Source organism: Flavobacterium salilacus subsp. salilacus (assembly GCF_004634195.1).
GTDB lineage: Bacteria > Bacteroidota > Bacteroidia > Flavobacteriales > Flavobacteriaceae > Flavobacterium > Flavobacterium salilacus.
On sequence record NZ_SKBP01000004.1, the window covers coordinates 126,556 to 151,856 of the forward strand.

Sequence of the window (25,301 nt, forward strand, 5' to 3'; positions counted from 1 at the left end):
AATGACAGAATTGCCTAACTTTACCCTGAATGAACACACCCTTACTCCACATACAAAACGTTACTATTTCCGCCAAAAAAGAAGGCGAATGGACTCCCATTGTAAAAGGGAGCGATTTTGTATTGCATCAAAATGAGATACTGGGCATTGTGGGCGAATCAGGTTCCGGTAAGTCCGTTACATCTCTTGCCGTAATGGGGCTGTTACCCAAAGGCATTCTGGAAGTAACCGAAGGTAAAATTGACTTTGAAGGCAGTAATATTGCAATGCTTTCGCAAAAAACACTCCGAAAAATACGCGGTAACGCCATCAGCATGATATTCCAGGAACCGATGAGTTCCCTGAACCCATCGCTGAAATGCGGTTATCAGGTTGCTGAAATATTAAAGGAGCATACCAATTTATCACAAAAAGAAATTAAGGAAACGGTACTTTCACTATTCGAAAAAGTAAAACTCCCTAACCCCGATAAAATATACAACCGCTACCCGCACGAAATATCAGGCGGGCAAAAACAACGGGTAATGATTGCTATGGCGATAGCCTGCAAACCCAAAATACTGATTGCTGACGAACCCACTACCGCACTGGATGTAACCGTACAAAAAGAAATTATACTACTGCTGAAAGAACTGCAACAAGAAACGGGGATGAGCATTATTTTCATTTCGCACGACCTGTCGTTGGTTTCGGAAATTGCCAACAGGGTATTGGTAATGTACAAAGGCGAAATTGTAGAACAGGGCGAGGTACGGCAAATTTTCAACAATCCGCAACATCTCTATACCAAAGCACTTATCAGTTCGCGTCCGTCGCTGGATGTGCGCCTGAAACGGCTGCCCACGATACAGGATTATCTCACAGAAAATGTAAATACAACCGAAGTAACCCCCAACCAACGAAAGGCTGCGCACGAAAAATTATACAGCCAACCGCCATTACTGGAAGTGGTTAATGTAGAGAAAGAATATATTTCTTCGGCAGGATTGTTTGGAAAAGAGATAAAATTTAAAGCCGTAGATAACGTTAGCTTTACAATATACGAGGGTGAAACACTGGGGCTGGTAGGCGAATCAGGTTGTGGTAAATCAACACTTGGCAATGCCATATTACAACTGGATAAACCCACAGCAGGCAAAATACTATACAGGGGCACTGACCTCACACAATTACCAACAAAACAAATACGTGAGCTGCGAAAAGAGATACAAATCATTTTTCAGGATCCTTATTCTTCTTTAAACCCTCGCATTACCGTAGGCAAAGCCATTCTGGAACCTATGCAGGTGCATGGCTTGTATAAAAACAATAAAGAGCGAAAAGAAAAAGTACTGGAAATACTCAACCGTGTGGGGCTTAACGAAGAACATTACAACCGCTACCCGCATGAGTTTTCGGGTGGGCAAAGGCAGCGTATCGGCATAGCCCGAACCATAGCCCTGCAACCGAAACTGATTGTATGTGATGAATCCGTTTCCGCGCTGGATATTTCGGTACAGGCACAAGTGCTTAACCTGCTGAATGAGCTAAAAGAAAACTTTGGGTTTACGTATATATTTATCTCCCACGATCTTGCGGTGGTTAAATATATGAGCGATCAGGTACTGGTAATGAACAAAGGTAAAATTGAGGAGATGAATGAAGCCGATGCGCTGTATGAACATCCGCAAAGGGAATATACCAAGAAGTTGATTGCTGCTATACCGAATAAGTAGTTGGCAGTCGCAGTTTTCAGTTAATTATCTTTTGTCATCCTGACGAATTGAAGAATCTTTTCTGAGATTCTTCAATTCGCTTCGCTACTTTCAGAATGACACAATCATTGAAAACTGCAACTGTAAACTGAATACTGTTTAAATTGCCATTTCAGGAATATCGCCTTCTATGATAAGGTTTCCTTCGGTGGCTTTTTGTATTTCCTCAACGGTTACACCCGGAGCGCGTTCCAAAAGCTTAAAACCTTCGGGAACAATTTCCAGCACGGCAAGCTCAGTAACTACTTTCTTCACACAGCCCACACCTGTTAAGGGTAGTGTACAACGCTTTAATAGTTTACTTTCGCCTGCTTTGTTTACATGCATCATGGCTACAATAATATTCTCGGCAGAAGCTACCAAATCCATTGCCCCGCCCATACCTTTTACCATTTTACCCGGAATTTTCCAGTTGGCAATATCGCCGTTTTCGGCAACTTCCATAGCGCCCAGTATGGTAAGGTCAACATGCTGCCCGCGTATCATTCCGAAGCTGGTAGCCGAATCAAAAAATGAAGCTCCCGGCAGTGTTGTTATCGTTTGTTTCCCTGCGTTGATGATGTCGGCATCTTCCTCTCCTTCAAAAGGAAAAGGTCCCATACCCAACACACCATTCTCACTTTGAAATTCTACCGATATATCATCGCGAACAAAGTTAGCTACCAATGTAGGAATACCTATTCCTAAGTTTACATAATATCCGTCTTTAACTTCTTTCGCTATTCTTTTTGCGATACCTTCTTTATCTAACATAATGTATTAATTTAACAATGTAGCAATGTAGCAATGTAGCAATGTAGCAATGTAGCAATTGGGCTTCACGTTACTTGTTATTTTTGCTGCTACTTAATATTTTATAAACTATTAACCCGAGTTCTGTTATTCTTGGTTTAAGACTTTCATCAAAAGGATAAGTTGGTGCTTTTTCACATAGCAAAAGCCAATATTTTGTTTCTTCGATTTCCTTTGCTGCAATTTTAACTTTATGAATAAAATCGGCTCGGCTTTCTGCATTTTGAGCTTCATGAATATTTGCTCCTATACTTGTCCCTGATTTTAGCAACTGCTTGGCTACAACATATTTTTTGTTGTTTTCTAAAACCTCACAAAAAGCAATTATGTCTATAGCAAAACTAACCGACTTAGTAACAACCACATTTTCACGCTCCATATCTTCAATTGTTACATTAATGAATTGCTATATTATATAATTATTTCTTCCTTACGGTTCGTTGCTCAATTCTCTTTTCGTACTGCTCTCCTTTAAAGATACGCTTTACAAATATACCCGGTATGTGTATCTCGTTCGGGTCAAGTTCTCCCGCGGGTACAAGTTCTTCTACCTCGGCAACGGTAATGGTTGCAGCACCCGCCATACAGGAATTAAAGTTACGCGCCGTTCCTTTAAATATAAGGTTTCCGGCTTCGTCACCTTTCCATGCTTTTACTATGGCAAAATCCGCTTTGTAGGCCTCTTCCAGTATGTGCATTTTACCGTTCCACTCACGTGATTCTTTACCTTCGGCTACTTCTGTACCATAGCCGGCTGGTGTATAAAATGCAGGAATACCTGCCTGTGCCGCGCGGCATTTTTCGGCAAGCGTACCCTGTGGCGTAAGCTCCACCTCAAGTTCGCCGCTAAGCATTTGTCTTTCAAATTCGGCATTTTCGCCTACGTATGAAGAAATCATTTTTTTTATTTGCTTTTTTTGCAGCAACAGCCCAAGACCAAAGTCATCAACCCCGGCATTGTTAGAAATACAGGTAAGATTGGTAATCCCTTTTTTAACCAACTCGTTAATACTGTTCTCCGGAATACCGCAAAGACCAAAGCCGCCCAGCATTATAGTCATACCGTCTTCTACCCCTTGTAAGGCTTCCTCAACGTTTTGTACTTTTTTATTAATCATACAATTTATTTTAGTTTTCGTGCATAAATATATAAAAAAACGCCTTCTTTTGAAGGCGTTCATTATTAAAAGTCAAATTGTTTTAAATTGAGGTCAACCTCCGTACTGTCTTTTTCAATAACCATATTGCAATCCACTTTTATAGAAAGATTCTCGGGTCGTTCAAAATCTTTCTTCGACACGTTGAGTTCTTTATCTCCATAACATTTTTTCATAAACATTCCCCATATAGGTAGCGCCATAGTAGCGCCCTGTCCATAGGTAAGACTCCTAAAGTGTGCCGAACGATCCTCATTACCTACCCAAACACCTGTGGCAAGGTTAGGCACCATACCCATAAACCAGCCATCGCTTTGGTTTTGTGTTGTTCCGGTTTTACCGGCAATAGGGTTGGTAAGTGCATACGGGTAACCCGTCATGCGGTTATAGGCTGTACCACCGGGACCGCCCCATCTTAACCTTCCGCCCGAGCCTGTTTCTGTAACCCCCTGCAGCAGCTTTATTACTGCATAAGCAATGTCTTTACTCACAACCTCTCGAGTAACGGAGGTATTGCGGAAAAGTTCTACTCCGTTTTTATCTTCTATACGGGTAATTACCATCGGTTTTATATACATCCCTTTATTGGCAAAGGCACTGTATGCCGCTACCATTTCCCGTACTGTAATTTCGGCTGCTCCCAAGGCTATGGCAGGTTGCTCCGGTATATTAGATGTTATGCCCAGTTTCTTGGTAAGATCTACCACTGCTTTTGGTCCCACCTGGTCTATCAGCTTGGCCGAAACAGTGTTTATAGAGTGTGCCAGTGCATATTTAAGGGTAACAGGTCCTTCAAACTTACCATTAGAGTTTTGCGGATGCCAGTCGGCATCAATACCGTATTTGCCTTTTGGCATACTGAAAGGAGAGTCTATTATAGTATCGCATGGCGTATAGTGCAACTGCTCTATTGCCGTAGCATATACAAACGGCTTAAAGGTTGAACCTACCTGCCTTGCGCCCTGCTCTACGTGGTCGTATTTAAAATGCTTGTGGTCTATACCGCCCACCCATGCCTTAACCTGCCCGGTTTCGGGATCCATACTCATAAGCCCTGCCTGAAGAAAATGCTTATAGTAACGGATAGAGTCCATCGGGGTCATGATGGTATCGCGTTCTCCTTTCCAGCTAAACACTGTCATTTTTGCTTTTTTATTGAACGAAGCGCGTATTTCTTTCTCCGTTTTACCTGCCTGGCTCATTATTCTCCAGCGTTCGCTGTTTTTCATGGCACGTTCCAGAATACGGGTGGTTTCGTCTTTAGAGATCCTTACAAAAGGGGCATTTTCATTTTTTTTCTGACCGATAAAAAATTCTTCCTGCAGGTTTGCCAAATGGCTGTGTACGGATTCCTCCGCATATTTTTGCATACGAGAATCTAACGTAACGTATATTTTGAGCCCGTCGCGGTATATATCATACTCCGTACCGTCTTCTTTAGGGTGCTCTTTAACCCATTTTTTCATAAAATCCCTCAGATACTCCCTGAAATAAGTGGCAATACCTTCGTTATGGTCTTCCGGGTTAAAGTTGAGTTTTATTTCTTTCTTTTCTAATTCAGCCTTCAGTTCCGGTTTTAAAAAACCGTTTTTTACCATTTGCCCTAATACCACATTTCTTCGTGCCAGAGAACTTTCCGGGTGCGATTTGGGATTTAGCTGCGAAGGGTTTTTAAGCATCCCTACTATTACTGCTACCTCTTCAACGGTTAACTCTTTAGGTTCTTTTCCAAAATAGGTTTTTGCTGCCGAACGGATACCCACTGCATGGTGTACAAAATCTACCGTATTGAGATACATGGCTATAATTTCCTGTTTGGTATATTGTCTTTCCAGCCTTATGGCAATAACCCACTCCTTAGCTTTTTGTGCAATACGTTCTACTATATTTTTAGAACCCTCTCCATGAAAAAGGTTTTTAGCTAACTGCTGACTTATTGTACTTGCTCCTCCGCTGCCTCCGAGTGTTAATGCAGCACGAAGTGTACCGCGGGCATCAATACCCGAATGTTCAAAAAAACGTTCATCTTCAGTAGCTACAAGGGCATCTACAAGATGCTGGGGCAAGTCGGCATACTTTACAGGGGTACGGTTTTCAAGGTAAAATTTACCTATCGTTACTCCGTCAGACGATATTACTTCGGTAGCGACATTAGAGTCGGGGTTTTCTAATTCGTCAAATGTGGGCATTTTACCAAAAACACCCCATGATGCCATAAGGAAAAACAGCACTACAGATACAAGCCCTATTAAAAAAATCAACCAAAAGGTTTTTATGTACCTAAAAAAGCCATCGTTGCTGTTTCCGCTTTTAGTATTCTTTCCTGTTGCCATTTATATTATTATTCTGTTGTCTCTATCCTGAAACCTACTTCGGTAACACCTTCCAGTTCCTGTATGCCGGGCACTTTATCTACTTCGCGCACGGCTTGCTGAATGTTTACTTTATAGTTACCCAATGCAGGAAATTTTACTTTTTCTCTATACCAAAGTTTACTTTCTTTAACATCGCTAAAACCTTCCCCCATAAGTGTTCCGTCAGGGTATGCCATTTGGTATTCTAATGTATCTACTACGGCAAAATCGGCATCCGGTTGTTGCATTTCCACTATCAGGAAAATATTACTGTACGGGTAATCATTATTATTCCTGATATTAATGAACATATTGTACAAACGGGTTGTATCCTGCTGCTCAAACTCAAACGAAACAATACTGTCTTTATTCCACACACCGTCAAATGACTTGTATTCGTCAAACACCCTTTTTTCATCGCAAGAGCAAAAAAGGAGCAGTAATGCGCCAAAAATAAAAATGCTATTTCTTATCTTCATTACCACCGGGCTTAGCGTTTCGGTTATTGTTATTATTCCTGTTATTCCTGTTCTTATTGTTGTTTCTTCCCGAATTATTCCTGCCTCCCTGTTTTGGAGCATCGGGGTTCGCATTAGCTTTCGGATTGGCATTCGTGTTACCACCCTTTGCTTTTACAGCGGTGTTTGGCTTGTTGCCATCGTTGGCGGCAACTGCTGGTTTTTTCTTTTTGTTACCCGGTCTTTTCTTACGTTTAGGGGCGTCAAAACGGGTAAGGCTGTCCTGCCCTACTGCATTTTCAAAATTCTTTTCTACCGCTTCGTGCGCTGCTGTTTCTTCCGTAACATATTCTTCCAGCGATACAGCACGTTCTTTGCGTTTGTTAAGTTCCAGTATTTCTTTTACCTGGTCGGCATGTATCATGTGCCAGTGCGCTGTATCATTTGCGTAGGCAAACCACATATTGCCTTTAAAAATATCTACCTTTTGGCAATAGGCATCGCCTTTTTCGGTATATAATTTTGTGTCAAGATCGGGCAGTTCCTTAAGCGCATCCAAATACGTGTCTAACTCATAGTTAAGGCAGCATTTGAGTTTACCGCACTGTCCTGCCAGTTTTTGCGGATTGAGCGATAGCTGCTGGTATCGTGCTGCCGAAGTGTTTACACTCCTGAAATCAGTAAGCCAGGTAGAACAGCATAGCTCGCGACCGCAAGACCCAACACCGCCCAAACGGGATGCTTCCTGACGGAAGCCTACCTGTTTCATCTCAATACGGGTGCTGAACTCTCGTGCAAAATCTTTAATAAGCTGGCGGAAATCCACTCGGTCATTCGCTGTATAATAGAACGTAGCTTTTGATGCATCGCCCTGAAACTCGATATCGGATATTTTCATTTCAAGGTTAAGGCGTATTGCCAACTCCCTTGCTATAACTTTCATGGGTTCTTCGCGGTCGCGGGCTTCGCGCCATATATCAATATCCCTTTGCGAGGCTTTTCGGTATATTTTTGCAATTTCGCCATCATCCTTTACACCTTTCTTTTTCATCTGTATTTTTACCAGTTCGCCGGTTAGGCTGATGATACCAATATCATGACCGGGCGAAGCCTCGGTAGCCACAATATCGCCAATGCTAAGGGTAAGATTCTCTGTATTTCGGTAAAACTCTTTACGTCCGTTTTTAAAACGCACCTCAACACAATCAAAAGGTGCCTGACCTCCGGGGAGGCTCATATTCGAGAGCCAGTCGAAAACCGTAAGCTTGTTACAGCTATCCGTTCCGCACGTCCCGTTATTTTTACATCCTTTGGGCGATCCGTCTTTAGAGCCCGTAGAACAATTTGTACATGCCATAATTTAAAATATATATAGTGGTTGCAGCCTGTAGCCGCTACTCTGTTGTAATAACGATTTTGTGGGTAAAGATAGTATATTTTATGGTAAAAGCTGCAAAAGCCGCGTTGAAGCTCAGCAGCAGAAACAATCTTGAAAATCAAGCAGAGTATCAATACTTTATCCTTTAACAGGTTTAGTATTACTTTCATAAAAAAACCTGCACTTGCGTGCAGGTTTCGGTACATAACAAGCGGTATGGCTTTATTCCTGTGGTAATTTATACAGTTTATCCGAAAGGCGTATCCTGAACGGTACATGCATAGTAAGCCTGTCGCCTTTTTGGGCAACATCGGCAGGTTCGCCGTTTACACGCATATTGGTTACCACCAGTTCCTCCCTGCCTGTGGTAGGGCCTGTAATCAGTATCCTGTCGCCGGTTTGTAACTCTTGCTCTATGGTAAACTGAGCAACTTCTGCTTTCGGGTAATAATGTTCTCCCTTGCCTACCAATATTTTACGCTCTCTTTTGCGCGTGCCTTTTACTTTGGCAATAGCAACGGGCGAAACGGCATCGCCGGATTTTTTAAACTTCAAGGCATCCGATTTTCCTTTCCTGAAAATCATATTCCCTTTCATAATACCCCTGCGGCGTTCGCGCTGCTCGTTTTCGGGCAGGTGAATCACATCAACACACGCTGCCGAACAGCAGTTTTCCATACTGGCGGCACACTCTTCACACTGAATAAACAGCAGGTGGCACGCCTCGTTGGCACAATTGGTATGCGTGTCGCAGGGCTTACCGCACTGGTGGCACTGCGCAATAATATCGTCGGTAATGCGCTCGCCCAAACGGTGGTCGAACACAAAGTTTTTACCTATAAATTTGCTTTCCAGCCCTTCGGCTTTTACCTGACGGGTATATTCTATAATACCGCCCTCAAGCTGATATACATTTTTAAAACCCTTGTGCTTAAAGAACGCCGATGCTTTTTCGCAACGGATTCCGCCCGTACAGTACATCAACAGGTTTTTATCCTCTTTATGGGCTGCAAGGTCGCCTTCTATAATGGGTAACGACTCTCTGAATGTTTCTACATCGGGGGTTATGGCATTGCGGAAGTGCCCTATTTCGCTCTCGTAGTGGTTACGCATATCGACCACAATAGTGTTTGGGTCTTCCAGCATTTTGTTAAAATCCTTAGCCTTTAGGTGAATACCTTTGTTCGTAACGTCAAACGTGGCATCGTTAAGCCCGTCGGCTACAATTTTGTTACGTACTTTTATGGTGAGTTTGAGAAACGAAAGGTCGTCCTGCTCTACCGCTACATTCAGGCGTATGCCTTTCATAAAGGGGTAAGTTTCTATATGGTCTTTAAATGCGTAGAAGTTGTCGGCGGGCAGCGAAAGCTGGGCGTTAATACCTTCGGTCGCTACATAAATGCGCCCCAGTACCTCCAGTGGGTTCCAGGCAAGGAATAATTCGTCGCGAAATTGTTTTGGGTCAGTAATGTTTGCGTAGGCGTAGAAAGACAGCGTTAACCGTTGCTTACCGGATTGGTCGATAAGCTCTGCTCTTTCTTCTGCGCTTAAGGTGTTGAACAGTTGCATGCTATACAATTTTAAGTGAGAAATTTTTTCAGTATGTACCAACCCCTATTGGCGGGATTGGGTGCAAAGGTAGAAATTTTTAGGAAATGTGGAAATTGAATTATTCTTTAAGCCAATCAGGGTCTGATGCTTTTAATTCCTCATTTGATATTAACCTTCCTGCTTTTATATCTTCTTCTGCCATTTTTAGCATTTCGATTTGTACGGGAGTGAGTTCCACTATGCCCGATTGCTTTAATTCATATTCTTCAATTAACTTCCCTAAAGCTTCGAGTTCATCACCTTCGGGAGTTCCCTTTTTAGCATCAAAAATTACTTCGAGCCGCTCCATTGCCATGTCATAATCCTGCTCTGTTTTAATAGGTTTGATGCTCATATTACATAGTGAATTGATTTATAGTATCTTTTGATTTTTTTCATCCTGTTTTTTGACTAAGCTTATCATATCAAGGTACAATTCATTTGAAGCTTTGAGTCCAGATGCTCCATAGTTTCTAGAATTTATGGATCCGTTTAACTCTTTCAAATTTTTCAACTTACTTAAAAAGAAATTATCCGATAAATCTCCAATATTAATTCCTTCAATTATTAAGTCTTTAAATAGTTTCATTATTGCATTGTATCCCGTCGTTTTATTAAGAACAGATTCGTTATTTAACCAGTCATCAGACAATAATAATTTTAGTGTAGAAAAATAATTTAGTAGTATTTTGTATAATACATTTTTTTCCTTACTTATATAAAAAGCCCAAAGGGGGTATCTTTTGGCATCGTAATCAAAGTCGAAATTTATAAATTCTTTTTTTTCTTTAATTAAATTATTTTTAATTAAGTAATAATCCTTTTCTGGAAAAGTTAAGTTTATCAATGGGTTAACAAAAGCTGATAATGAAATTATCCCCTTATTTCCCGAGCCTAATAGCCTTATATTATTATACCATGGCGAATCTTTGGCAAAATGAAACATTTGTGCGATTTCAATCATCATTTTAATAGGAGTATAAATCTTGCTATCTAACTCTAAACTTAAATTATGGGAAGCATCAACTTTTGTTTGCTGTGAATTTATTGTAGAAAAGATATTAGCTTGTTGGTCTATTTTTAAATCCTTAAATATTGCTATTATAAGCTCGAAATTGTTTTTTAAATTGTCTCTAAAACCCTCAACTCTATGTTGTCCGTCAATCAAGGTAAATGTTGAGTCATTAACAATAAGCTGTAGAATATCGTCTGTCTCATCACTAACATATTTTGACTCTGTATTTACAATAATTGAATTAGGAAATGTAGCATCAGTGGTTGTTAGATATGCTTTGATTTGGTTAACTTTTTCAGCTTTTAATTCTCTTTGTATTCCCAGCACCTGTTCATCATCCTGAATTTTTCTTCTATCTACTCTGGACATTTGCAAAAGTAAATCAGGCGAAATCTTTCCAACATATATTGTACCTATCGATTGGTGGACTTTTATAACTTTTATATCTATAGTATTCATACTTTTAAATCTTTATCGCCGATAGTAGCTTTATTTATTTTGCTGGCTTTTTCCGCACTTTGTTGACTTATAGCTTCTTCCTCATCATACTTGCTTATTAACCCAAGTAAAACAGCAATTATTAAAGTAATTAATGCAATTTTTCTATATAATGCCAACGAGAATATTTGCATCTCCTTCTCAATTTCAACAATAACTAATGAAAATGTTACTATACTTATAACAAAAGCACATATATTAACCATAGTGAGTAGTTTTCTCTTCTTAGATTGACTGAATGTCATAAAATATAGCGATGTATAAAGACAGGCATTAGTAACAATTATTATGCTTATAATGCTTAGTGTAAAAGCAAACTCGCTTTCTTTTTCTTTAATTCCCCAAATTATTCCAATATTTATTAGAGGAATAAGATAAGAAAAAAATAGCCATACAAATGTTTCCTTTATAATACTTGGGATTCTAGTTATAAATAACCAAATTTTATTTAAGTATGGTTTAGCTACTTCAAAATTTAAAAAATCATTCATTTATATAATTTATTGGATATAAATTAAAGGAATTTTATTTTATTAATTAAATTTAGTTAAGAAATAATAATTTATAAGATTATTTTCTTACATTGCACTATCAAATAAAAGCAGTATTTTTACTAAAAAATAAGACGATAATAATGAGTGCAGATAAAGAAGCAAAGCTAAAAGCATTACAACTTACATTAGATAAACTGGATAAATCATACGGTAAAGGTGCCGTTATGCGCCTGGGCGACAAAGCGGTAGAAGAGGTGGAAAGCATCCCTTCGGGTTCGCTTGGCGTTGACCTTGCACTGGGTGTAAACGGTTACCCACGTGGCAGGATTATAGAAATATACGGCCCGGAATCGTCAGGTAAAACCACGCTTACGCTGCACGCCATAGCCGAAGCACAAAAAGCGGGCGGTATTGCCGCTTTTATTGATGCCGAGCATGCTTTTGACCGTAATTATGCCGAAAAACTGGGTGTAGATGTAGAAAATCTTATTATATCGCAACCCGATAACGGGGAGCAGGCTTTGGAAATTGCCGAAAACCTTATCCGTAGCGGGGCTATAGATATTGTGGTTATCGACTCGGTTGCGGCACTTACCCCAAAAAGCGAGATTGAAGGCGAAATGGGCGACAGCAAAATGGGGCTTCATGCCCGCCTTATGAGTCAGGCACTAAGAAAATTAACGGCTACTATCAGCAAAACCAACTGTACGGTATTCTTTATCAACCAGCTTCGTGAAAAAATAGGTGTTATGTTTGGTAACCCCGAAACGACTACGGGTGGTAATGCCCTGAAATTCTATGCTTCGGTTAGGCTCGACATCCGCCGTTCATCACAGATAAAAGATGGTGAAAATGTAATTGGTAACCGCACGAAAGTAAAGGTGGTTAAGAATAAAGTCGCACCCCCGTTTAAAACGGCAGAGTTCGATATTATGTATGGCGAGGGCATAAGCAAAACAGGCGAAATTTTAGACCTTGCCGTAGAGTTTGAAATTGTAAAAAAATCGGGCTCATGGTTTAGCTACGGCGATACCAAGCTGGGGCAAGGGCGCGATGCGGTAAAGGCATTGATAAAAGATAATCCGGAACTTGCCGATGAACTCGAAATCAAAATAAAAGAAGCTATAAAACAAGGCATGGCGTAACACTATAAAAAACCCGAAATGAATCGGGTTTTTTTATATCCGAAATACGCAACCTTTTGCCGAATTTTGTATCTGTAAAGTATGTTATGTATTGACTGAGGACATTTTATGAAAAAGCTGTTATTGTTATTAATTGTATTGACGGGTATAAGTTCCTGCTCGTTTGATGAGGATAATCTTGATTTTCAGGTAGAATTTATACCTATAGAGCGTATTGATTTTCCTGAACATTTGGAGAGCGGGCAAACCTATCAGATAAAAGTGTATTACAGAAGACCGAGCGATTGCTATTATTTTGACGGATTTTATACGGAAAAAGGGCAGACGTCTGAAGTATTGGCGGTGCAAACACTGGTAATACAGGATGCCAGATGCGAATCGTTGGAATATGGAGAGCCTGAAATAGGGCTTTATGAATTTACCTGCCCGGTATATGAAATAAATACTGCCGGCAATAGTTATTCGTTTGAAATTTATAAAGGAGTTGACGGCGAGGGTAATATGATATTTGAAACGGTACAGGTACCCATTGGGCAATAATAATTAAATAATGAAAGTCATTGGGTATAGAACAGCTCATAAAAGATTGCCAGAAGAACAACATAAAGGCACAGGAACAGTTGTACAGGCTTTTTGCCCCGAAACTGTTTGCTGTATGCCTAAAGTACTCACGCAATTATGAGGATGCCCAGGATAACATGCAAGATGGTTTTTTATTATTGTTCCGAAAAATAGAGCAGTTTCAGTTTAAAGGCTCTTTTGAGGGCTGGGCAAGGCGGTTGATGGTAAACAACGTACTGCAAAAATACCGCTCGGAAGGTGTTTTTGAACTGGTTAGCGAAAATATGCCCGAAGGGGCAGAGGTAGAAATTGAAAGTGACAGCGTGAGTATGGATTTTTTGCTGTCGATAATACAGGAGTTGCCGGACAGGTACCGGATGGTGTTTAACCTGTATGTAACCGATGGTTACTCGCACAAAGAGATAGCCGAAATGCTTGGGATAACGATAGGAACGTCTAAATCGAACCTATCGAGGGCACGATTAATATTAAAGGAAAAAATTGAAGCGCAGGAAGGTAATTCTAAAAATACCTACAGCAGATGAGTGAGAAAAAAAACATAGACAGGCTGTTTCAGGAAAAGTTTAAGGACTTTGAAGCCGCTCCGCCCGAACATGTATGGGAAAACATTGAGGCGGAACTGAAAAAGAAGAAAAAAAGGAGGGTTGTACCACTGTGGTTTAAACTAAGTGGGGCTGCGGCTGTATTGCTTATCGGGATGTGGTTAATCAATCCTTTTGGTAATGAATTTGAAGTGAAAGATAATCCGGTTGTAAACAGCAACAAGGGTAACGGTACGGTACATGATGATGCTACTGACCTGAATAATAAAGGTAATGGTAACAACAGGGTTACTCCCCCCATACAAAACAATCAAGGTTTTAATGCTAATGACGCTGTGGCATCGGGTAATGAGGATAATCCGGCTGATGCCAACGGAGAAAAAACTTCACATTCCGGCAAAAACGGAAATAATGTTATTACTAACCCGAAAAACGGTTTTGGTAATACTAACGATGCCGTAGTAAACAACAATGACACCAACAATAAAGGGAAAGCGAAAAATATTAGCCCCCTAAATGGCGGTAAGCAGAAAAACAACAGTGATGAATCTTTTTATAATAAAGATGCTGTTGTTTACAGCCCTAAAGCAGAAAACAGCGATAACCACAATAATATTGGTAACGAGCAGAATAGTAATAGTATTGAGAACGGGAATAACAATGCCGTAAACACTGATGCTGAGATTATTCCGAATGAAAAATCAGCGGTTGCACAAAACGAAGATTATAACGAAAATACAAATGCCATAAAAGAAGGCACAGCGCAAAACAGTGATTATATTATCTCAGATAAAGAGGTTATAATAGACGAAGCCGTTGCTGAAACCGTTGTTGATACTGCCGCTACAGAGGTGCCTGAAAATGAACTGGAAAAGTTACTACAGGAAAAACTAAACGGGGAGAAAGAAGACAAAGACAAAATGCTGGCAGAAAACGGTAATGACAAAAAATGGAATATTAAACCGCAAATAGCTCCTGTGTTCTACAATTCCCTATCAGAAGGCTCACCCATAGATGCCCAGTTTGCCGGTAACAGTAAAGATTATAACAATAACCTGAGCTATGGCGTAGGGGTTAACTATGCCGTGAGCGACAGGGTTTCCATACGCTCGGGTATCAATACGGTTAATCTTAGTTACGCCACACGAGGTATCGAGTTTTATGCTTCCATGTCCGAGCAAACCAGTAATATAAGCGGTAACAATGCTGCCCGCGCTGCAAATTTAGTTGTGCAAAGTCAGGCTGTCTCTGATGGCAACTTTAGCCAGGCTGCTCCCGAACAAACATTCAATGGCTCTATGCTACAGGAAATGGGCTATATAGAAGTACCCGTAGAAATGTCGTATGCATTGATAAACAAAAAGTTCGGCATCGATGTTATAGGCGGTTTCAGCACCCTGTTTTTAAATAATAATAATGTAAGTGTAGTTACTACACAAGGGTTAAGCTCATCGCTTGGCGAGGCAGAAAACCTTAATAATATCCATTTTAGTACCAATGTAGGTATCGGGTTTAAATACAGGTTCTTCAAATCGTTCCAAGCCAGTTTCGAGCCTACGTTTAAATATCAGGTTAATACATTCAGTAATAGTTCGGGTAATTTCAAACCCTATTTTATAGGCTTATATTCCGGTATAAGTTTCAATTTTTAGAAGAGAGTTTTGGTTGGTTAGCTAATTCTTCTTTATACTAGGTAGTCCCGTAGTGGGATGAATAAGGCGCCCGTGCACATATTAGGGCGCTTTATTTTTTTATATAGCGTAACAAACTATGATAAATAACCTGCCTTGTTTCATCTTTCAGCACTTTTTTATCATTAAGTGTTAACCCTTCTGTAGTTATAAAGGGCAATACTTTGGCACGCATTAAACCCGGACTTCCGCTAAAAAAAGTATATGAAAATCGTTTTTTATTGTCAGGAAACACCATAGGTACTATCGGTATTTGGTGCTCTATTGCCAGCCGGAATGCACCGTCTTTAAATTCATCAAGCACCACAGTTTCATCGTCCGGGACACCGCCTTCGGGAAAAATACAAATACTAAGCCCTTCGCTGAGTCTTTTCTGCGCACGCACAAATACTTCATGCCTGCTTTTGGGACTGTTTCTGTCTACCAATATACTGGTACGTTTGTAAAAGAACCCGAAGATGGGTATGTTGGCAAGTTCTTTTTTCCCTACAAAAACAAACGGATTTTTAGATACAATGAGCATCAGCATAATATCTGCCATCGAGGTATGATTTGCCACCAGCATATAGCTCTCGCCCTTTTCCATTTGCTGCTCGCGCTCTATTTTATAATAAAAACCCATGCCCAGCACTATAAACTTTGCCCAAAGGCGTGCCAGGAAAAAAAATTGCGGATAGGTTTTGGAAGAAAGTATTGACAGTATCAGTACCGGCGAAAACACAATAATGGGTACACCCATCAGGATGTAAAACCATATGCGCCACAGTATCCATAAAAAGTACTTGATTATTTTCATTATGCCAAATGTAAGGATTAGCTAATTATCTTTTTGCCAAAACCGTTACCTTTGCAAAAAATTTATACGGAATAATGGCAAAAATACTTACAGGCATACAAAGTACAGGCACCCCCCATTTAGGCAACCTATTAGGTGCTATATTACCCGCCATAGCAATGGCGAACCAACCTGAAAATGAATCATTCCTTTTTATAGCCGACCTGCATTCTGCCACACAAATAAAAGATGGCAACGAGCTTCGCGAAAATACCTACAGCGTTGCTGCTACCTGGCTGGCATGTGGTTTGGATATTAACAGGGTAGTATTTTACCGCCAGAGCGATATACCCCAAGTAACCGAATTATCTTGGTATTTGAGCTGTTTTTTTCCATACCAGCGGTTAACGCTGGCACACTCATTTAAGGATAAAGCCGACAGGCTGGACGATGTAAACGCAGGACTGTTTACCTACCCCATGCTAATGGCTGCCGATATACTGCTGTATGACGCGGAGTTTGTACCCGTAGGTAAAGACCAGTTACAGCATATAGAAATTACCCGCGATGTAGCTTCGCGCTTTAACCACCAAATGGGCGATACTTTTGTACTGCCCGAAGCCATTACCAGCGATGTTACCAAAATTATTCCCGGAACTGACGGGGAGAAGATGAGTAAATCGCGTAACAACTTTATAAACATATTTCTGGAAGATAAACCATTACGCAAACAGGTAATGAGTATAGAAACCGACAGCACCCCGCTGGAAGATCCTAAAAACCCCGATACGTGTAATGTATTTGCCATATACAAACTACTGGCAAGTGATGAGCAAACAGAGCAAATGCGCGCTAACTATGTGGGCGGTAACTATGGTTACGGTCATGCCAAGCAAGCATTGTTTGAACTGATAGTTGAAACCTTTAAAACTGAAAGGGAGAAATACAGCTACTATATGGCTAACCTGAACGAAGTAGATGCTGCCCTGAAAGTAGGCGCCGAAAAAGCGACAACAATAGCCAATAGTGTACTGGCAAGAGTGAGAGAGAAACTGGGATATTTATAATTTTCAGTTAACAGTCACAATTTGTTTTAACATGCTACGTCAGCGTGACAAAAGAAGGATCTAAACAAATAGTTTTAAAGATGCTTCGTGCCTCAGCATGACAATACACCCCTTCTATTTGCTTTATCACAAAAATTACTGTCATTCTGAAAGTAGCGAAGTCGGATTGGAGCATCTCTAAAAAAATTCTTCCTTAGTCAGAATGACAGCGTGACTAAATTGATGCTTTATATTCTAATTTTTACTACTTTAGCATTACTAACTAATAATTAGCATATGAAAACTATTGGCTTATTCTTACTATTTGCTGTATCGTTTATTACCGGAGGCAACAATGTTCCTGCTGCTGTTGATTATGACATTGCTAAAAAAATAGACATTGCCATAATAGAAAAAGGCAATATAAAAGTTCTTATTGACGAAAAAGCCTTTATTGAGGCGGTAAACAATTCTTCATTGGTTACTAAAGAAAACCGTGTGCATACCTTTAGTGTATTGAAGGGTATATCTCAGGGAGAAGCCGAAAAAGAGTTTTACTATATCCTGTTATCCTCTAAAGAAAAAAACTTTAACCTTGTGCGCGTACTATACAATCGTAACGGCAAGTTGGTTATGGATCAGGATGATTTTGAGAAAGAATATTATACTTACAGCTATTTTGTAAGCTGCGAAGGTGTTGATGGCTGCACACCGCAAATGTTTTATACAGACTCTCAATTAATGTGGTCCTGTTCAGATAAACCGGTATGCGTTTCGCCCGAAGAAGCGAAAAAGAACCCCTGCACAAAATCGACAAGTCTTATAACGGAGGACTAAATTGCTTCAAACATTTTACCGGGTAACGGTCGGATCACGCCTTTGAGTTCCATAGTAAGCAATAGTGACGATAGCTTAAACACAGGCATACCGCATTGCAGGGCTATAATATCCATGAGTTCCTTACCATTCTTCTGTAAGTAGTCATATACTTTTTGTTCCTCTGCTTCAAGGGTTATAAACAATTGCTTTTGCACAGGTTTTTGTTTCTTCTCCTCCAGTTCCCAGTTCAGCATATAAATCAGGTCGGCAGCACCGGTAAGCAGGTTTGCTTTTTGGGTTTTTATCAGGTTGTTGCACCCCTGGCTGTATTTATCGGTAATGCGCCCGGGCACGGCGAACACATCTCTGTTATAATCGTTAGCAATATTGGCTGTAATTAAAGAGCCTCCCTTATCGGCGCTTTCTATAATTACAGTAGCTTCAGTAAGCCCCGCCACAATGCGGTTACGGCGCACAAAGTTTTCCTTATCGGGGTTGGATGTACTCCAAAACTCGGTCATAAAACCGCCGTTCTCCTCCATCTTAGCTACATACTTTTTATGTGTTTTGGGGTATATCTGGTTCAGCCCGTGTGCTACTACACCTATAGTTTGCAGGTTGTGCTGCATAGCCACACTATGGGCATGAATATCTACACCATAGGCAAAACCACTCACAATAACAGGGTTTAACGGCACAAGGTCTTCAATAAGTTTTCGGGTAAAGTCCGCACCGTATGATGTCATTTGGCGTGTGCCCACTATACTGATCATTTTTCTGTCGTGCAGGTTTATATTTCCTGAACTGAACAATAAAACAGGACCGTCTATACAATGTTTCAGCCTTTCGGGGTAGTTGCTGTCTAAGTAAAAACTAACATTGATTCCGCTGTTTTTTATAAACTTCATTTCGGCTTCCGCCAAATGAAAAACAGCCTTATCCTGAAGGTTTTTGTATAATATTTCACCTACGCCTTCTATGGCAAGCAATGCTTTTCGGGTTGCCGAAAATACAGCTTTGGCACTACCGCAGTGGTGTATCAGCTTTTTCGCCACAATATCGCCTACACCCTCTATGCGAAGCAAGGCAAGTGTGTTAAGTAATTCAAAATCAGTCATTAAAAAATAAAATATACTGTTGTGTGTGAGTTGTTAATAAAATTTGTGAATAAAATTTTGCTTTCGCTCCCGAATAGTTAATTTTGTGTCTATGATGATAGAGAAATACATATCGGTGCTATTATACCGTTACCAGTGCGTTACTGTTCCCGGCTTTGGTGCATTCCTTGCCGAAACTACTTCGGCACAACTGGATAATAATACGCATACTTTCTATCCTCCTAAAAAGCTTATTTCGTTCAACGCGAATTTAAAGAATAATGACGGGCTTTTGGGCAACCATATTGCTTTACAGGAAAAAATTTCTTACGAAGAAGCAATTGCTGAAATGGGCAGAGCAGTAAACCATTGGCTTACTGAGTTGGAGAACAACCAAACCCTTGTGCTTAAAAACTTAGGAAGCATTACAAACAATGCCGAAGGCAGCCTTGTTTTTACTCCTGATACTCCTGTAAATTATCTTACCGACTCTTTCGGATTAAGCTCTTTTGTGTCACCTGCCATCAGGCGGGAAGAATATAAAGCTGTTGCCGAAGCGGCAGAAGAAAAAGCACCTATTGTATTTACTCCCGAAAGGAAAAAGAATTACAGCTACCTTAAATATGCCGCTATATTTGTTGTGGCTCTTGGTGCGGGCAGTGTTGGTTTTAAATTTTACAGAGAGAACGAAGTGGCAACCGAAACGCTGTTAGTACAACAACAGGCGCAGGAAGAGGTGCAACAAAAAATACAGGAAGCTACCTTTTTTATAGATAATCCTTTTGCGGTAACACTACCCGTAAAAGAAGAAGTTACCAACTTGCCCTATCATGTGGTGGCAGGCGCTTTCCGCAGTGAAGAAAATGCTGCTGCGGCAGTAACACAACTTATCGGCAAAGGGTATAAAGCTAAAAGTATAGAGAAAAATAAGTTTGGGTTATATCCTGTTATATACGGCAGCTATGCCACACACGACGAGGCACAAGAGGCACTCAACAAGATACGACAACAGGAAAATGACGAAGCCTGGCTTCTCATAAAAGAATTATAAAACCATCCTCCGCTACGGAGGATTTTTTATTTCTGTAGTATCTTTGCCGAAAAATAATAGTATGCAGTCAAAATATCCTTCAGATTCGGTGTGTATAATGACCGACCTTGTGCTACCCGGAGAAACCAACCCTCTTAATAATCTTTTTGGCGGCGAACTACTGGCACGTATGGATCGTGCAGCCAGTATTGCTGCACGCAGGCACTCGCGTCGCATTGTGGTTACCGCATCTGTAAACCATGTGGCTTTTAACAGGGCTGTACCACTGGGCAGTGTGGTAACGGTAGAGGCTAAAGTATCGCGCACTTTTCGTACCTCTATGGAAATTTTTATAGATGTATGGATAGAGGATAGAGAATCGGGTACAAAATCGAAAGCTAATGAGGCTATTTATACCTTTGTGGCGGTAGATGAAACAGGACGCCCTGTAGAAATACCTACCATAGAGCCACAAACCGAGCTTGAAAAACAGCGGTATGAGGCTGCCCTGCGCCGAAAACAACTGAGCTTAGTGCTGGCTGGTAAAATGAGTCCTGCCGATGCTACCGAGTTGAAAGCATTATTTATGTAAGATAGTAAGATAAATATAGAGCAATAATAAAAAAGGGAAGCTAATGGCTTCCCTTTTTTTATCGGTTTTATAGTGGTGTTATCCAACTCTCCGGGTTAAGGTGGGTAGTGTTTTGCAGTATCATGAGTTTTACTACCGTTTTGCCGGTAACAGGATTGGTATATACTTTTCCTAAACTCTGTTTTATATTCACTTTTTCGCCTACTCTCACGTTTACCGAGCTAAGGTTACTATATACTGTTATATAATCTCCGTGAACTATAAATACTGATTTTGTTCCTGATACAATTTGTACGTCCAATACTTCACCGCCAAAAACAGCACGGGCATCGGCATTCTCCTCTGTCGTAATTTCTATCCAGCTATGGTGTATCTCGATAGTTTTAAGCACCGGGTGGGGTTGTGTGCCATAGCGCATAGACATATACCCCTTTGCTACCGGCCAGGGTAACTTGCCTTTATTTGCCTTAAAGTTATCGGCAACTATTTTGGCTTCTTTAGTAAGCACTATTTTATTGGGTGCTGCTGCTGCAGATGCTGAGCCTTTACTTGCAGAGGTTGCTCCGGATGCGGCAGCCGCTTTCTTGTTGGCAGCCGCAATAGCATCTCTTACTATCTTGTCTATTTTACGTTCTATTTCTTTTGCCTCATTTTGCTTTTTCTTTATATCGGCAGTATATTTTTTCTTGTCTTTTTGTATGAGTTTTACCAGTTTTTCCTGCTCTTTTTTCTCCTCTACCAGTTCTGCTTTTACTTTAAGGTTTTCGGCAAGCAGTTGTTCTTTTTCTTTCTTCTGGTTATTCAGTTTTACGGCGAGCTCTTCCAGCTCGGTCATTTTTGTTTTTATTGCCTCGCCTTGTATTTTTCTGAAACTTGCATACTGTTTCATATACTGCATACGCTTGTATGCCTGTAAAAAGTTTTGGGAAGATAGTATAAACATAATACGGCTTTGTTGCGAACGGCTTTTGTATGCCTTGAGAATCATGGCGGCATAATCTTCTTTTAACACCTTGAGTTCGCGATTCAGCTTATTTAGCTTAAGCTGATTGAGGTAAATTTCGTCGGTAAGTATTTTGGTTTGTTTTTGGGTATTGCTAATAAGTTTTTCGCTAAGCTTTATCTTAGTATCATTATCGGCAATTTTAGTCATTACCGATTTTTCCTTGCTTTTCTCTTGGCTAAGCAGGCTTTGAAATTCCTTAATTTCTTTAAGTATTTCGGCTTTTTTTTGCTCCAGTTGCTTTTTGTCTGGTTGCGCTGCGACAAACGTAGTGAAGCTTAAAAAAAGAATGGTAAGGACTGCTCTTATCATGTTCTAAATATTCAGTTAATCAAGAAATACCTGATCGAACCCCGATGGTACATCATAAGGGAACGAAAAATCTTCGTCAAAGGTAACAGTATTATATTCAATATGTATCGTAACCCTGTCTTTTTGCTCAGCATCAATCTTCATTTCTGCCGGCAATACTGCTTTGGGGTACTCCCTGTGGGCAGGATATTGTATATCAAGGCTACGCGCATCAAGACCGCCTTGTGATATCAGTTCTTTTTTCAACAAATAGTTTGAGCCTTCAAATAAAAATGATTTCATTATACCTCCCGAATTTGAGCTTAACCTGTATAACCCATTTTCTATTTTGGCAGTATAGGCATCGTCTTTAAGGTTGTATATTGCTTTGCCCAAAATAAGGTTTTGCACTTTATTGTAATCTAAATCTGCCCCCAGCCATTTGCTCAGCATAGCATAGTTCCCGTCAAAATAGGTATTGTTGAGCTTTTCATAATAGCTCACATTATCGGGGGTTATTAATGCCTTTGCCATAGTAATGCCTAAAAACTTGAGGCTCACTAATATCTTCTCATCTTTTTTTATTCTTATGTCTGCCGATAGTTTTTGAGACGTGTTACTGTCAGTGTAACGAGCATCGGCTTTTATAAAGAGGGTTTTAAAGCTTTTCTCGTTGGCATAATGCCCGTTTACAATTTGGGCTGTTGTTTTCGCCTCATCCGCGCTTTGCTCGTTTAGTACCGCCTGTTTGGGTTTACACGATGCCAAAAGTATTATCGTGAGCATCAATGCTGTTATTTTTTTCATTTTGTTTTTTTCGATTTAAGCAATCCCTCCGTCCTTTGTTTATACACATCTCTTTTCTTGGTATCTCCTAAACCTTCATATGCTTTGGCAAGTTGTGTGCTGAACCCTGCTTCCAGTTCCGTATCTTCAACGACAAAATCAATGCCTGTTTCCAGCCAGTCCTTCGCCTTTTTAAACTGTCCTAAATTATTAGCTGCCAGCCCTGCAAAATAATACAATCGAGCATGGGTAGGATACAAATCTATATAACCCGATGCTTTTTTAAGCAATATATCGTTTTGTTTATTACCCTCATAAGCATATAGCAAAAGCTCTATGGTTTCTATATCATCACTATTGGCTGCTAAACTTTTTTCAAAATATTCTCCTGCACGGGTATAATCTTTTTTGCTGAAAAAGAATTTACCTACCTCTTTAGGTACATTTACTTCTTTATCATCTTCAAAATAATTGGCCGCTTTGGCAAGATCATTATTAAACTGGGGATTGTTGTTTACAAAAATAAGAAACTCATTAAAGGCGCGGTGCTTTATCTTAAGGTCTATTTTTTTGCTGTCCAGTACTCTGAAAAGTGATTGTGCCGCCTCATTACCTTCTTTATTATTCAGGTGGAATTTGAAAAGGCTTACCTGTGCCCAGTCAGAATTTGGTATTTCTTTTTCGAGTTTTTTGGCTATTTCTTCAGCCTTACCTTCCTGGTTACTTTCGGAATACAAATAAATCAGTTCCAGATAATTCGACTCTTCTTTCGGGTTTTTCTTTATGGCTTCTTCCAGTGCTTCTTTTTTAGGTTTCCTGAAACGGTCTTCCTTCATAATTTGCATCCTGTACATCTCTCTTTTTTCTGAGTGCCCTACCTTATCATCAAGCGAATCGATAAGCACGAGGGCTTTGTCATACTGCATGGTGTACATATATAGTGACACTAAGTCTTCTTCATAAAACTCTTTACGCCACTCGGTAAGTTTTTGTACTATGGGTATTGCCTTATTCCAATCTTGTACGGCATAATATACATCATACAAACCTTGCCAATACCAGCGGTTTTCGGGGTCAATCTGTGTTGCTTTCAGATAAGCCCTTTCGGCATCGCCAAAACTTTTCAGGGCAAGCTGGTTTTTACCTATTTCGTTATATACCGCAGCATTATCGGGCTGTAAGGCTACACATCGTTGTAATGATTGTATTGCCTTATCATAATTTTCGATTCCTTTTTGCTTTAAGGCTTCATAAAAATTGTTTTCAAATTCGTTATTTGCCAATGCAATTTCGTCCGGTTCCTGCTGCTGTGCCTGTATAACTACAGGGTACAGCAACAAGCCGGAAAGCGTTAATGTGCTAAAAAGAATCTTTATATTCATATTTTTTACTCTAAAACCGAATAGTCGCCAATACTGACGCTGGTAAACTTACCATCAAAACGGGCATTATTGCCTATCATGGCATTATCAAGGTTGGCATTTTTTATTGTTGTATTGGTTTGCACCAAACTGTTTTTAATGGTGCTGTTTTCTACTTTAGTGTTGTTCCCCAACGATACATTTGGTCCTACTTTGGCATTTTTAAGCACTACATTTTCGCCTATATAACACGGCGGTATTATTTCGCTGTTTTCCAGCACTGCCGATGCTGATACCAGATTTTCTCCGTCGGCATGCAAAAAGCCAAGCATTCTGTTATTAGTATCAACGGTTACATCTTTGTTACCGCAGTCCATCCATTCATCTACTTTACCTGGAACAAATTTCATGCCCTTTTGCTTCATGTTCTCCAAACCATCGGTAAGTTGGTACTCGCCACCTTTTACAATATTGTTATCTAACAGGTATTGCAGTTCGCTGCGCAATGTTTCTCCGCTTTTAAAGTAGTATATGCCTATAATGGCGAGATCGGACACAAACTCTTTTGGTTTTTCTACAAAGTCAACAATTTCATTTTTATCATTAAGCTGCACTACACCAAATGCGCTTGGGTCTTCTACTTGTTTTACCCATATTACGCTGTCGGCTGTAGTATCTAACGTAAAATCGGCACGGAATAGTGTGTCGGCATACGCAACTACTATCGGCCCGCTCATCGATTCTTTAGCGCTCATAATGGCATGGGCTGTGCCCAGTGGTTGCTCCTGGTAGTATATAGTACCTTTTGCACCCAGTTTTTCGGCTATGGCAACAAGGTCTTTTTCTACCTGTATTCCAAAATCAATATGGATAACAAAGGCTATTTCGTCTATTTTTTGGTTGATTACGGCGGCAATGTCTTCCACAAGTCGATGCACTATGGGTTTGCCGGCAATAGGGATTAATGGTTTTGGTACTGTTAGCGTATGCGGGCGAAGGCGCGAACCGCGACCTGCCATGGGGACAATAATTTTCATGATTAGAATAGTGT

At 40.2% G+C, this 25,301-nt stretch carries 25 protein-coding genes; 9 read left to right on the forward strand and 16 right to left on the reverse strand.

Features of this window, described 5'->3' with window-relative positions:
- Positions 1 to 29 precede the first annotated feature (29 nt).
- Positions 30 to 1,715, forward strand: a complete 1,686-nt coding sequence (locus E0W68_RS06630) for an ABC transporter ATP-binding protein (RefSeq protein WP_135218637.1) — start codon at positions 30 to 32, stop codon at positions 1,713 to 1,715.
- Positions 1,716 to 1,853: 138 nt separating this feature from the next.
- On the opposite strand, the gene E0W68_RS06635 is transcribed toward E0W68_RS06630, so the two are convergent.
- The 10 genes from E0W68_RS06635 to E0W68_RS06680 form a co-directional block, all read right to left on the reverse strand.
- Positions 1,854 to 2,507, reverse strand: a complete 654-nt coding sequence (locus E0W68_RS06635; protein ID WP_135218638.1) for a CoA transferase subunit B — start codon at positions 2,505 to 2,507, stop codon at positions 1,854 to 1,856.
- Between the two features lie 70 nt (positions 2,508 to 2,577).
- A complete protein-coding gene (locus tag E0W68_RS06640) occupies positions 2,578 to 2,925 on the reverse strand; it encodes a four helix bundle protein (protein ID WP_135218639.1) in 348 nt (115 codons plus the stop codon).
- A gap of 40 nt (positions 2,926 to 2,965) precedes the next feature.
- Complete coding sequence (locus tag E0W68_RS06645; RefSeq protein WP_135218640.1) at positions 2,966 to 3,664, reverse strand: CoA transferase subunit A; 699 nt, start codon at positions 3,662 to 3,664, stop codon at positions 2,966 to 2,968.
- 65 nt (positions 3,665 to 3,729) lie between these two features.
- Complete coding sequence (locus tag E0W68_RS06650) at positions 3,730 to 6,036, reverse strand: penicillin-binding protein 1A (RefSeq protein ID WP_135218641.1); 2,307 nt, start codon at positions 6,034 to 6,036, stop codon at positions 3,730 to 3,732.
- An 8-nt stretch (positions 6,037 to 6,044) separates the two neighbouring features.
- Positions 6,045 to 6,536 (reverse strand): gliding motility lipoprotein GldH, encoded by a 492-nt coding sequence (locus E0W68_RS06655; RefSeq protein WP_135218770.1) that lies wholly within the window; start codon positions 6,534 to 6,536, stop codon positions 6,045 to 6,047.
- Positions 6,520 to 7,872 carry a PSP1 domain-containing protein gene (locus tag E0W68_RS06660; protein ID WP_135218642.1) on the reverse strand — a complete coding sequence of 451 codons (1,353 nt, stop codon included), beginning with the start codon at positions 7,870 to 7,872 and terminating at the stop codon, positions 6,520 to 6,522. Before E0W68_RS06660 ends, E0W68_RS06655 begins: the two co-directional genes overlap by 17 nt.
- A 243-nt stretch (positions 7,873 to 8,115) precedes the next feature.
- Positions 8,116 to 9,462: an oxygen-dependent tRNA uridine(34) hydroxylase TrhO gene (gene trhO / locus E0W68_RS06665; RefSeq protein ID WP_135218643.1), complete on the reverse strand. Its 1,347-nt coding sequence runs from the start codon at positions 9,460 to 9,462 to the stop codon at positions 8,116 to 8,118.
- Between the two features lie 100 nt (positions 9,463 to 9,562).
- Positions 9,563 to 9,838, reverse strand: a complete 276-nt coding sequence (locus E0W68_RS14010; protein WP_205435322.1) for a hypothetical protein — start codon at positions 9,836 to 9,838, stop codon at positions 9,563 to 9,565.
- 18 nt (positions 9,839 to 9,856) lie between these two features.
- Complete coding sequence (locus tag E0W68_RS06675; RefSeq protein WP_135218644.1) at positions 9,857 to 10,957, reverse strand: DGQHR domain-containing protein; 1,101 nt, start codon at positions 10,955 to 10,957, stop codon at positions 9,857 to 9,859.
- A complete protein-coding gene (locus E0W68_RS06680) occupies positions 10,954 to 11,487 on the reverse strand; it encodes a hypothetical protein (protein WP_135218645.1) in 534 nt (177 codons plus the stop codon). The genes E0W68_RS06675 and E0W68_RS06680 overlap by 4 nt, the downstream gene beginning before the upstream one ends.
- Positions 11,488 to 11,630: 143 nt before the next feature.
- On the opposite strand from E0W68_RS06680, the gene recA reads away from it, so the two are divergent.
- The 4 genes from recA to E0W68_RS06700 all read left to right on the forward strand — a co-directional run bounded on the left by recA (position 11,631) and on the right by E0W68_RS06700 (position 15,411).
- Positions 11,631 to 12,635 carry a recombinase RecA gene (recA, locus tag E0W68_RS06685; protein WP_135218646.1) on the forward strand — a complete coding sequence of 335 codons (1,005 nt, stop codon included), beginning with the start codon at positions 11,631 to 11,633 and terminating at the stop codon, positions 12,633 to 12,635.
- Positions 12,636 to 12,743: 108 nt separating this feature from the next.
- Positions 12,744 to 13,175 (forward strand): hypothetical protein, encoded by a 432-nt coding sequence (locus E0W68_RS06690; protein ID WP_135218647.1) that lies wholly within the window; start codon positions 12,744 to 12,746, stop codon positions 13,173 to 13,175.
- A gap of 20 nt (positions 13,176 to 13,195) precedes the next feature.
- Positions 13,196 to 13,741, forward strand: a complete 546-nt coding sequence (locus E0W68_RS06695; RefSeq protein ID WP_135218648.1) for an RNA polymerase sigma factor — start codon at positions 13,196 to 13,198, stop codon at positions 13,739 to 13,741.
- Complete coding sequence (locus E0W68_RS06700; protein ID WP_135218649.1) at positions 13,738 to 15,411, forward strand: outer membrane beta-barrel protein; 1,674 nt, start codon at positions 13,738 to 13,740, stop codon at positions 15,409 to 15,411. Before E0W68_RS06695 ends, E0W68_RS06700 begins: the two co-directional genes overlap by 4 nt.
- A 91-nt stretch (positions 15,412 to 15,502) precedes the next feature.
- On the opposite strand, the gene E0W68_RS06705 is transcribed toward E0W68_RS06700, so the two are convergent.
- The gene (locus E0W68_RS06705) at positions 15,503 to 16,246 is read right to left on the reverse strand and encodes a lysophospholipid acyltransferase family protein (RefSeq protein WP_135218650.1); all 744 of its coding nucleotides are present in this window, start codon (positions 16,244 to 16,246) and stop codon (positions 15,503 to 15,505) included.
- Between the two features lie 74 nt (positions 16,247 to 16,320).
- Between E0W68_RS06705 and trpS the strand changes: the two genes are divergently transcribed.
- Together trpS and E0W68_RS06715 are read left to right on the forward strand one after the other, a co-directional pair.
- Entirely contained in the window at positions 16,321 to 17,292 is a 972-nt protein-coding gene (gene trpS, locus E0W68_RS06710) for a tryptophan--tRNA ligase (protein WP_135218651.1), read from the forward strand.
- 276 nt (positions 17,293 to 17,568) lie between these two features.
- Positions 17,569 to 18,108: a hypothetical protein gene (locus tag E0W68_RS06715; RefSeq protein WP_135218652.1), complete on the forward strand. Its 540-nt coding sequence runs from the start codon at positions 17,569 to 17,571 to the stop codon at positions 18,106 to 18,108.
- On the opposite strand, the gene dprA is transcribed toward E0W68_RS06715, so the two are convergent.
- Positions 18,105 to 19,208 carry a DNA-processing protein DprA gene (gene dprA / locus E0W68_RS06720; protein WP_135218653.1) on the reverse strand — a complete coding sequence of 368 codons (1,104 nt, stop codon included), beginning with the start codon at positions 19,206 to 19,208 and terminating at the stop codon, positions 18,105 to 18,107. The two genes, E0W68_RS06715 and dprA, sit on opposite strands and share 4 nt — an antisense overlap.
- Positions 19,209 to 19,299: 91 nt before the next feature.
- Here dprA and E0W68_RS06725 point away from each other — a divergent pair, with 91 nt between their 5' ends.
- The gene (locus tag E0W68_RS06725) at positions 19,300 to 20,238 is read left to right on the forward strand and encodes an HU domain-containing protein (RefSeq protein ID WP_135218654.1); all 939 of its coding nucleotides are present in this window, start codon (positions 19,300 to 19,302) and stop codon (positions 20,236 to 20,238) included.
- Between the two features lie 61 nt (positions 20,239 to 20,299).
- Positions 20,300 to 20,809 carry an acyl-CoA thioesterase gene (locus E0W68_RS06730; RefSeq protein ID WP_135218655.1) on the forward strand — a complete coding sequence of 170 codons (510 nt, stop codon included), beginning with the start codon at positions 20,300 to 20,302 and terminating at the stop codon, positions 20,807 to 20,809.
- Between the two features lie 67 nt (positions 20,810 to 20,876).
- On the opposite strand, the gene E0W68_RS06735 is transcribed toward E0W68_RS06730, so the two are convergent.
- From E0W68_RS06735 to E0W68_RS06750, 4 genes are read right to left on the reverse strand one after another with little or no spacing between them, the layout of a single operon-like run.
- Entirely contained in the window at positions 20,877 to 22,124 is a 1,248-nt protein-coding gene (locus E0W68_RS06735; protein WP_135218656.1) for a murein hydrolase activator EnvC family protein, read from the reverse strand.
- Positions 22,125 to 22,139: 15 nt separating this feature from the next.
- Positions 22,140 to 22,910: a DUF4292 domain-containing protein gene (locus tag E0W68_RS06740; RefSeq protein WP_135218657.1), complete on the reverse strand. Its 771-nt coding sequence runs from the start codon at positions 22,908 to 22,910 to the stop codon at positions 22,140 to 22,142.
- Entirely contained in the window at positions 22,907 to 24,271 is a 1,365-nt protein-coding gene (locus tag E0W68_RS06745) for a tetratricopeptide repeat protein (protein ID WP_135218658.1), read from the reverse strand. The genes E0W68_RS06740 and E0W68_RS06745 overlap by 4 nt, the downstream gene beginning before the upstream one ends.
- Positions 24,272 to 24,276: 5 nt before the next feature.
- Positions 24,277 to 25,287, reverse strand: a complete 1,011-nt coding sequence (locus tag E0W68_RS06750; RefSeq protein ID WP_135218659.1) for a sugar phosphate nucleotidyltransferase — start codon at positions 25,285 to 25,287, stop codon at positions 24,277 to 24,279.
- Positions 25,288 to 25,301 lie beyond the last annotated feature (14 nt).

What these genes read in the sequence shown, in the direction of transcription:
- E0W68_RS06630 (WP_135218637.1), top strand. Translation starts at nt 30, where the DNA reads ATGAACACACCCTTACTCCACATACAAAACGTTACTATTTCCGCCAAA.
- E0W68_RS06635 (WP_135218638.1), bottom strand. Translation starts at nt 2,507, where the DNA reads ATGTTAGATAAAGAAGGTATCGCAAAAAGAATAGCGAAAGAAGTTAAA.
- E0W68_RS06640 (WP_135218639.1), bottom strand. Translation starts at nt 2,925, where the DNA reads ATGGAGCGTGAAAATGTGGTTGTTACTAAGTCGGTTAGTTTTGCTATA.
- E0W68_RS06645 (WP_135218640.1), bottom strand. Translation starts at nt 3,664, where the DNA reads ATGATTAATAAAAAAGTACAAAACGTTGAGGAAGCCTTACAAGGGGTA.
- E0W68_RS06650 (WP_135218641.1), bottom strand. Translation starts at nt 6,036, where the DNA reads ATGGCAACAGGAAAGAATACTAAAAGCGGAAACAGCAACGATGGCTTT.
- E0W68_RS06655 (WP_135218770.1), bottom strand. Translation starts at nt 6,536, where the DNA reads ATGAAGATAAGAAATAGCATTTTTATTTTTGGCGCATTACTGCTCCTT.
- E0W68_RS06660 (WP_135218642.1), bottom strand. Translation starts at nt 7,872, where the DNA reads ATGGCATGTACAAATTGTTCTACGGGCTCTAAAGACGGATCGCCCAAA.
- trhO (WP_135218643.1), bottom strand. Translation starts at nt 9,462, where the DNA reads ATGCAACTGTTCAACACCTTAAGCGCAGAAGAAAGAGCAGAGCTTATC.
- E0W68_RS14010 (WP_205435322.1), bottom strand. Translation starts at nt 9,838, where the DNA reads ATGAGCATCAAACCTATTAAAACAGAGCAGGATTATGACATGGCAATG.
- E0W68_RS06675 (WP_135218644.1), bottom strand. Translation starts at nt 10,957, where the DNA reads ATGAATACTATAGATATAAAAGTTATAAAAGTCCACCAATCGATAGGT.
- E0W68_RS06680 (WP_135218645.1), bottom strand. Translation starts at nt 11,487, where the DNA reads ATGAATGATTTTTTAAATTTTGAAGTAGCTAAACCATACTTAAATAAA.
- recA (WP_135218646.1), top strand. Translation starts at nt 11,631, where the DNA reads ATGAGTGCAGATAAAGAAGCAAAGCTAAAAGCATTACAACTTACATTA.
- E0W68_RS06690 (WP_135218647.1), top strand. Translation starts at nt 12,744, where the DNA reads ATGAAAAAGCTGTTATTGTTATTAATTGTATTGACGGGTATAAGTTCC.
- E0W68_RS06700 (WP_135218649.1), top strand. Translation starts at nt 13,738, where the DNA reads ATGAGTGAGAAAAAAAACATAGACAGGCTGTTTCAGGAAAAGTTTAAG.
- E0W68_RS06705 (WP_135218650.1), bottom strand. Translation starts at nt 16,246, where the DNA reads ATGAAAATAATCAAGTACTTTTTATGGATACTGTGGCGCATATGGTTT.
- trpS (WP_135218651.1), top strand. Translation starts at nt 16,321, where the DNA reads ATGGCAAAAATACTTACAGGCATACAAAGTACAGGCACCCCCCATTTA.
- E0W68_RS06715 (WP_135218652.1), top strand. Translation starts at nt 17,569, where the DNA reads ATGAAAACTATTGGCTTATTCTTACTATTTGCTGTATCGTTTATTACC.
- dprA (WP_135218653.1), bottom strand. Translation starts at nt 19,208, where the DNA reads ATGACTGATTTTGAATTACTTAACACACTTGCCTTGCTTCGCATAGAG.
- E0W68_RS06725 (WP_135218654.1), top strand. Translation starts at nt 19,300, where the DNA reads ATGATGATAGAGAAATACATATCGGTGCTATTATACCGTTACCAGTGC.
- E0W68_RS06730 (WP_135218655.1), top strand. Translation starts at nt 20,300, where the DNA reads ATGCAGTCAAAATATCCTTCAGATTCGGTGTGTATAATGACCGACCTT.
- E0W68_RS06735 (WP_135218656.1), bottom strand. Translation starts at nt 22,124, where the DNA reads ATGATAAGAGCAGTCCTTACCATTCTTTTTTTAAGCTTCACTACGTTT.
- E0W68_RS06740 (WP_135218657.1), bottom strand. Translation starts at nt 22,910, where the DNA reads ATGAAAAAAATAACAGCATTGATGCTCACGATAATACTTTTGGCATCG.
- E0W68_RS06745 (WP_135218658.1), bottom strand. Translation starts at nt 24,271, where the DNA reads ATGAATATAAAGATTCTTTTTAGCACATTAACGCTTTCCGGCTTGTTG.
- E0W68_RS06750 (WP_135218659.1), bottom strand. Translation starts at nt 25,287, where the DNA reads ATGAAAATTATTGTCCCCATGGCAGGTCGCGGTTCGCGCCTTCGCCCG.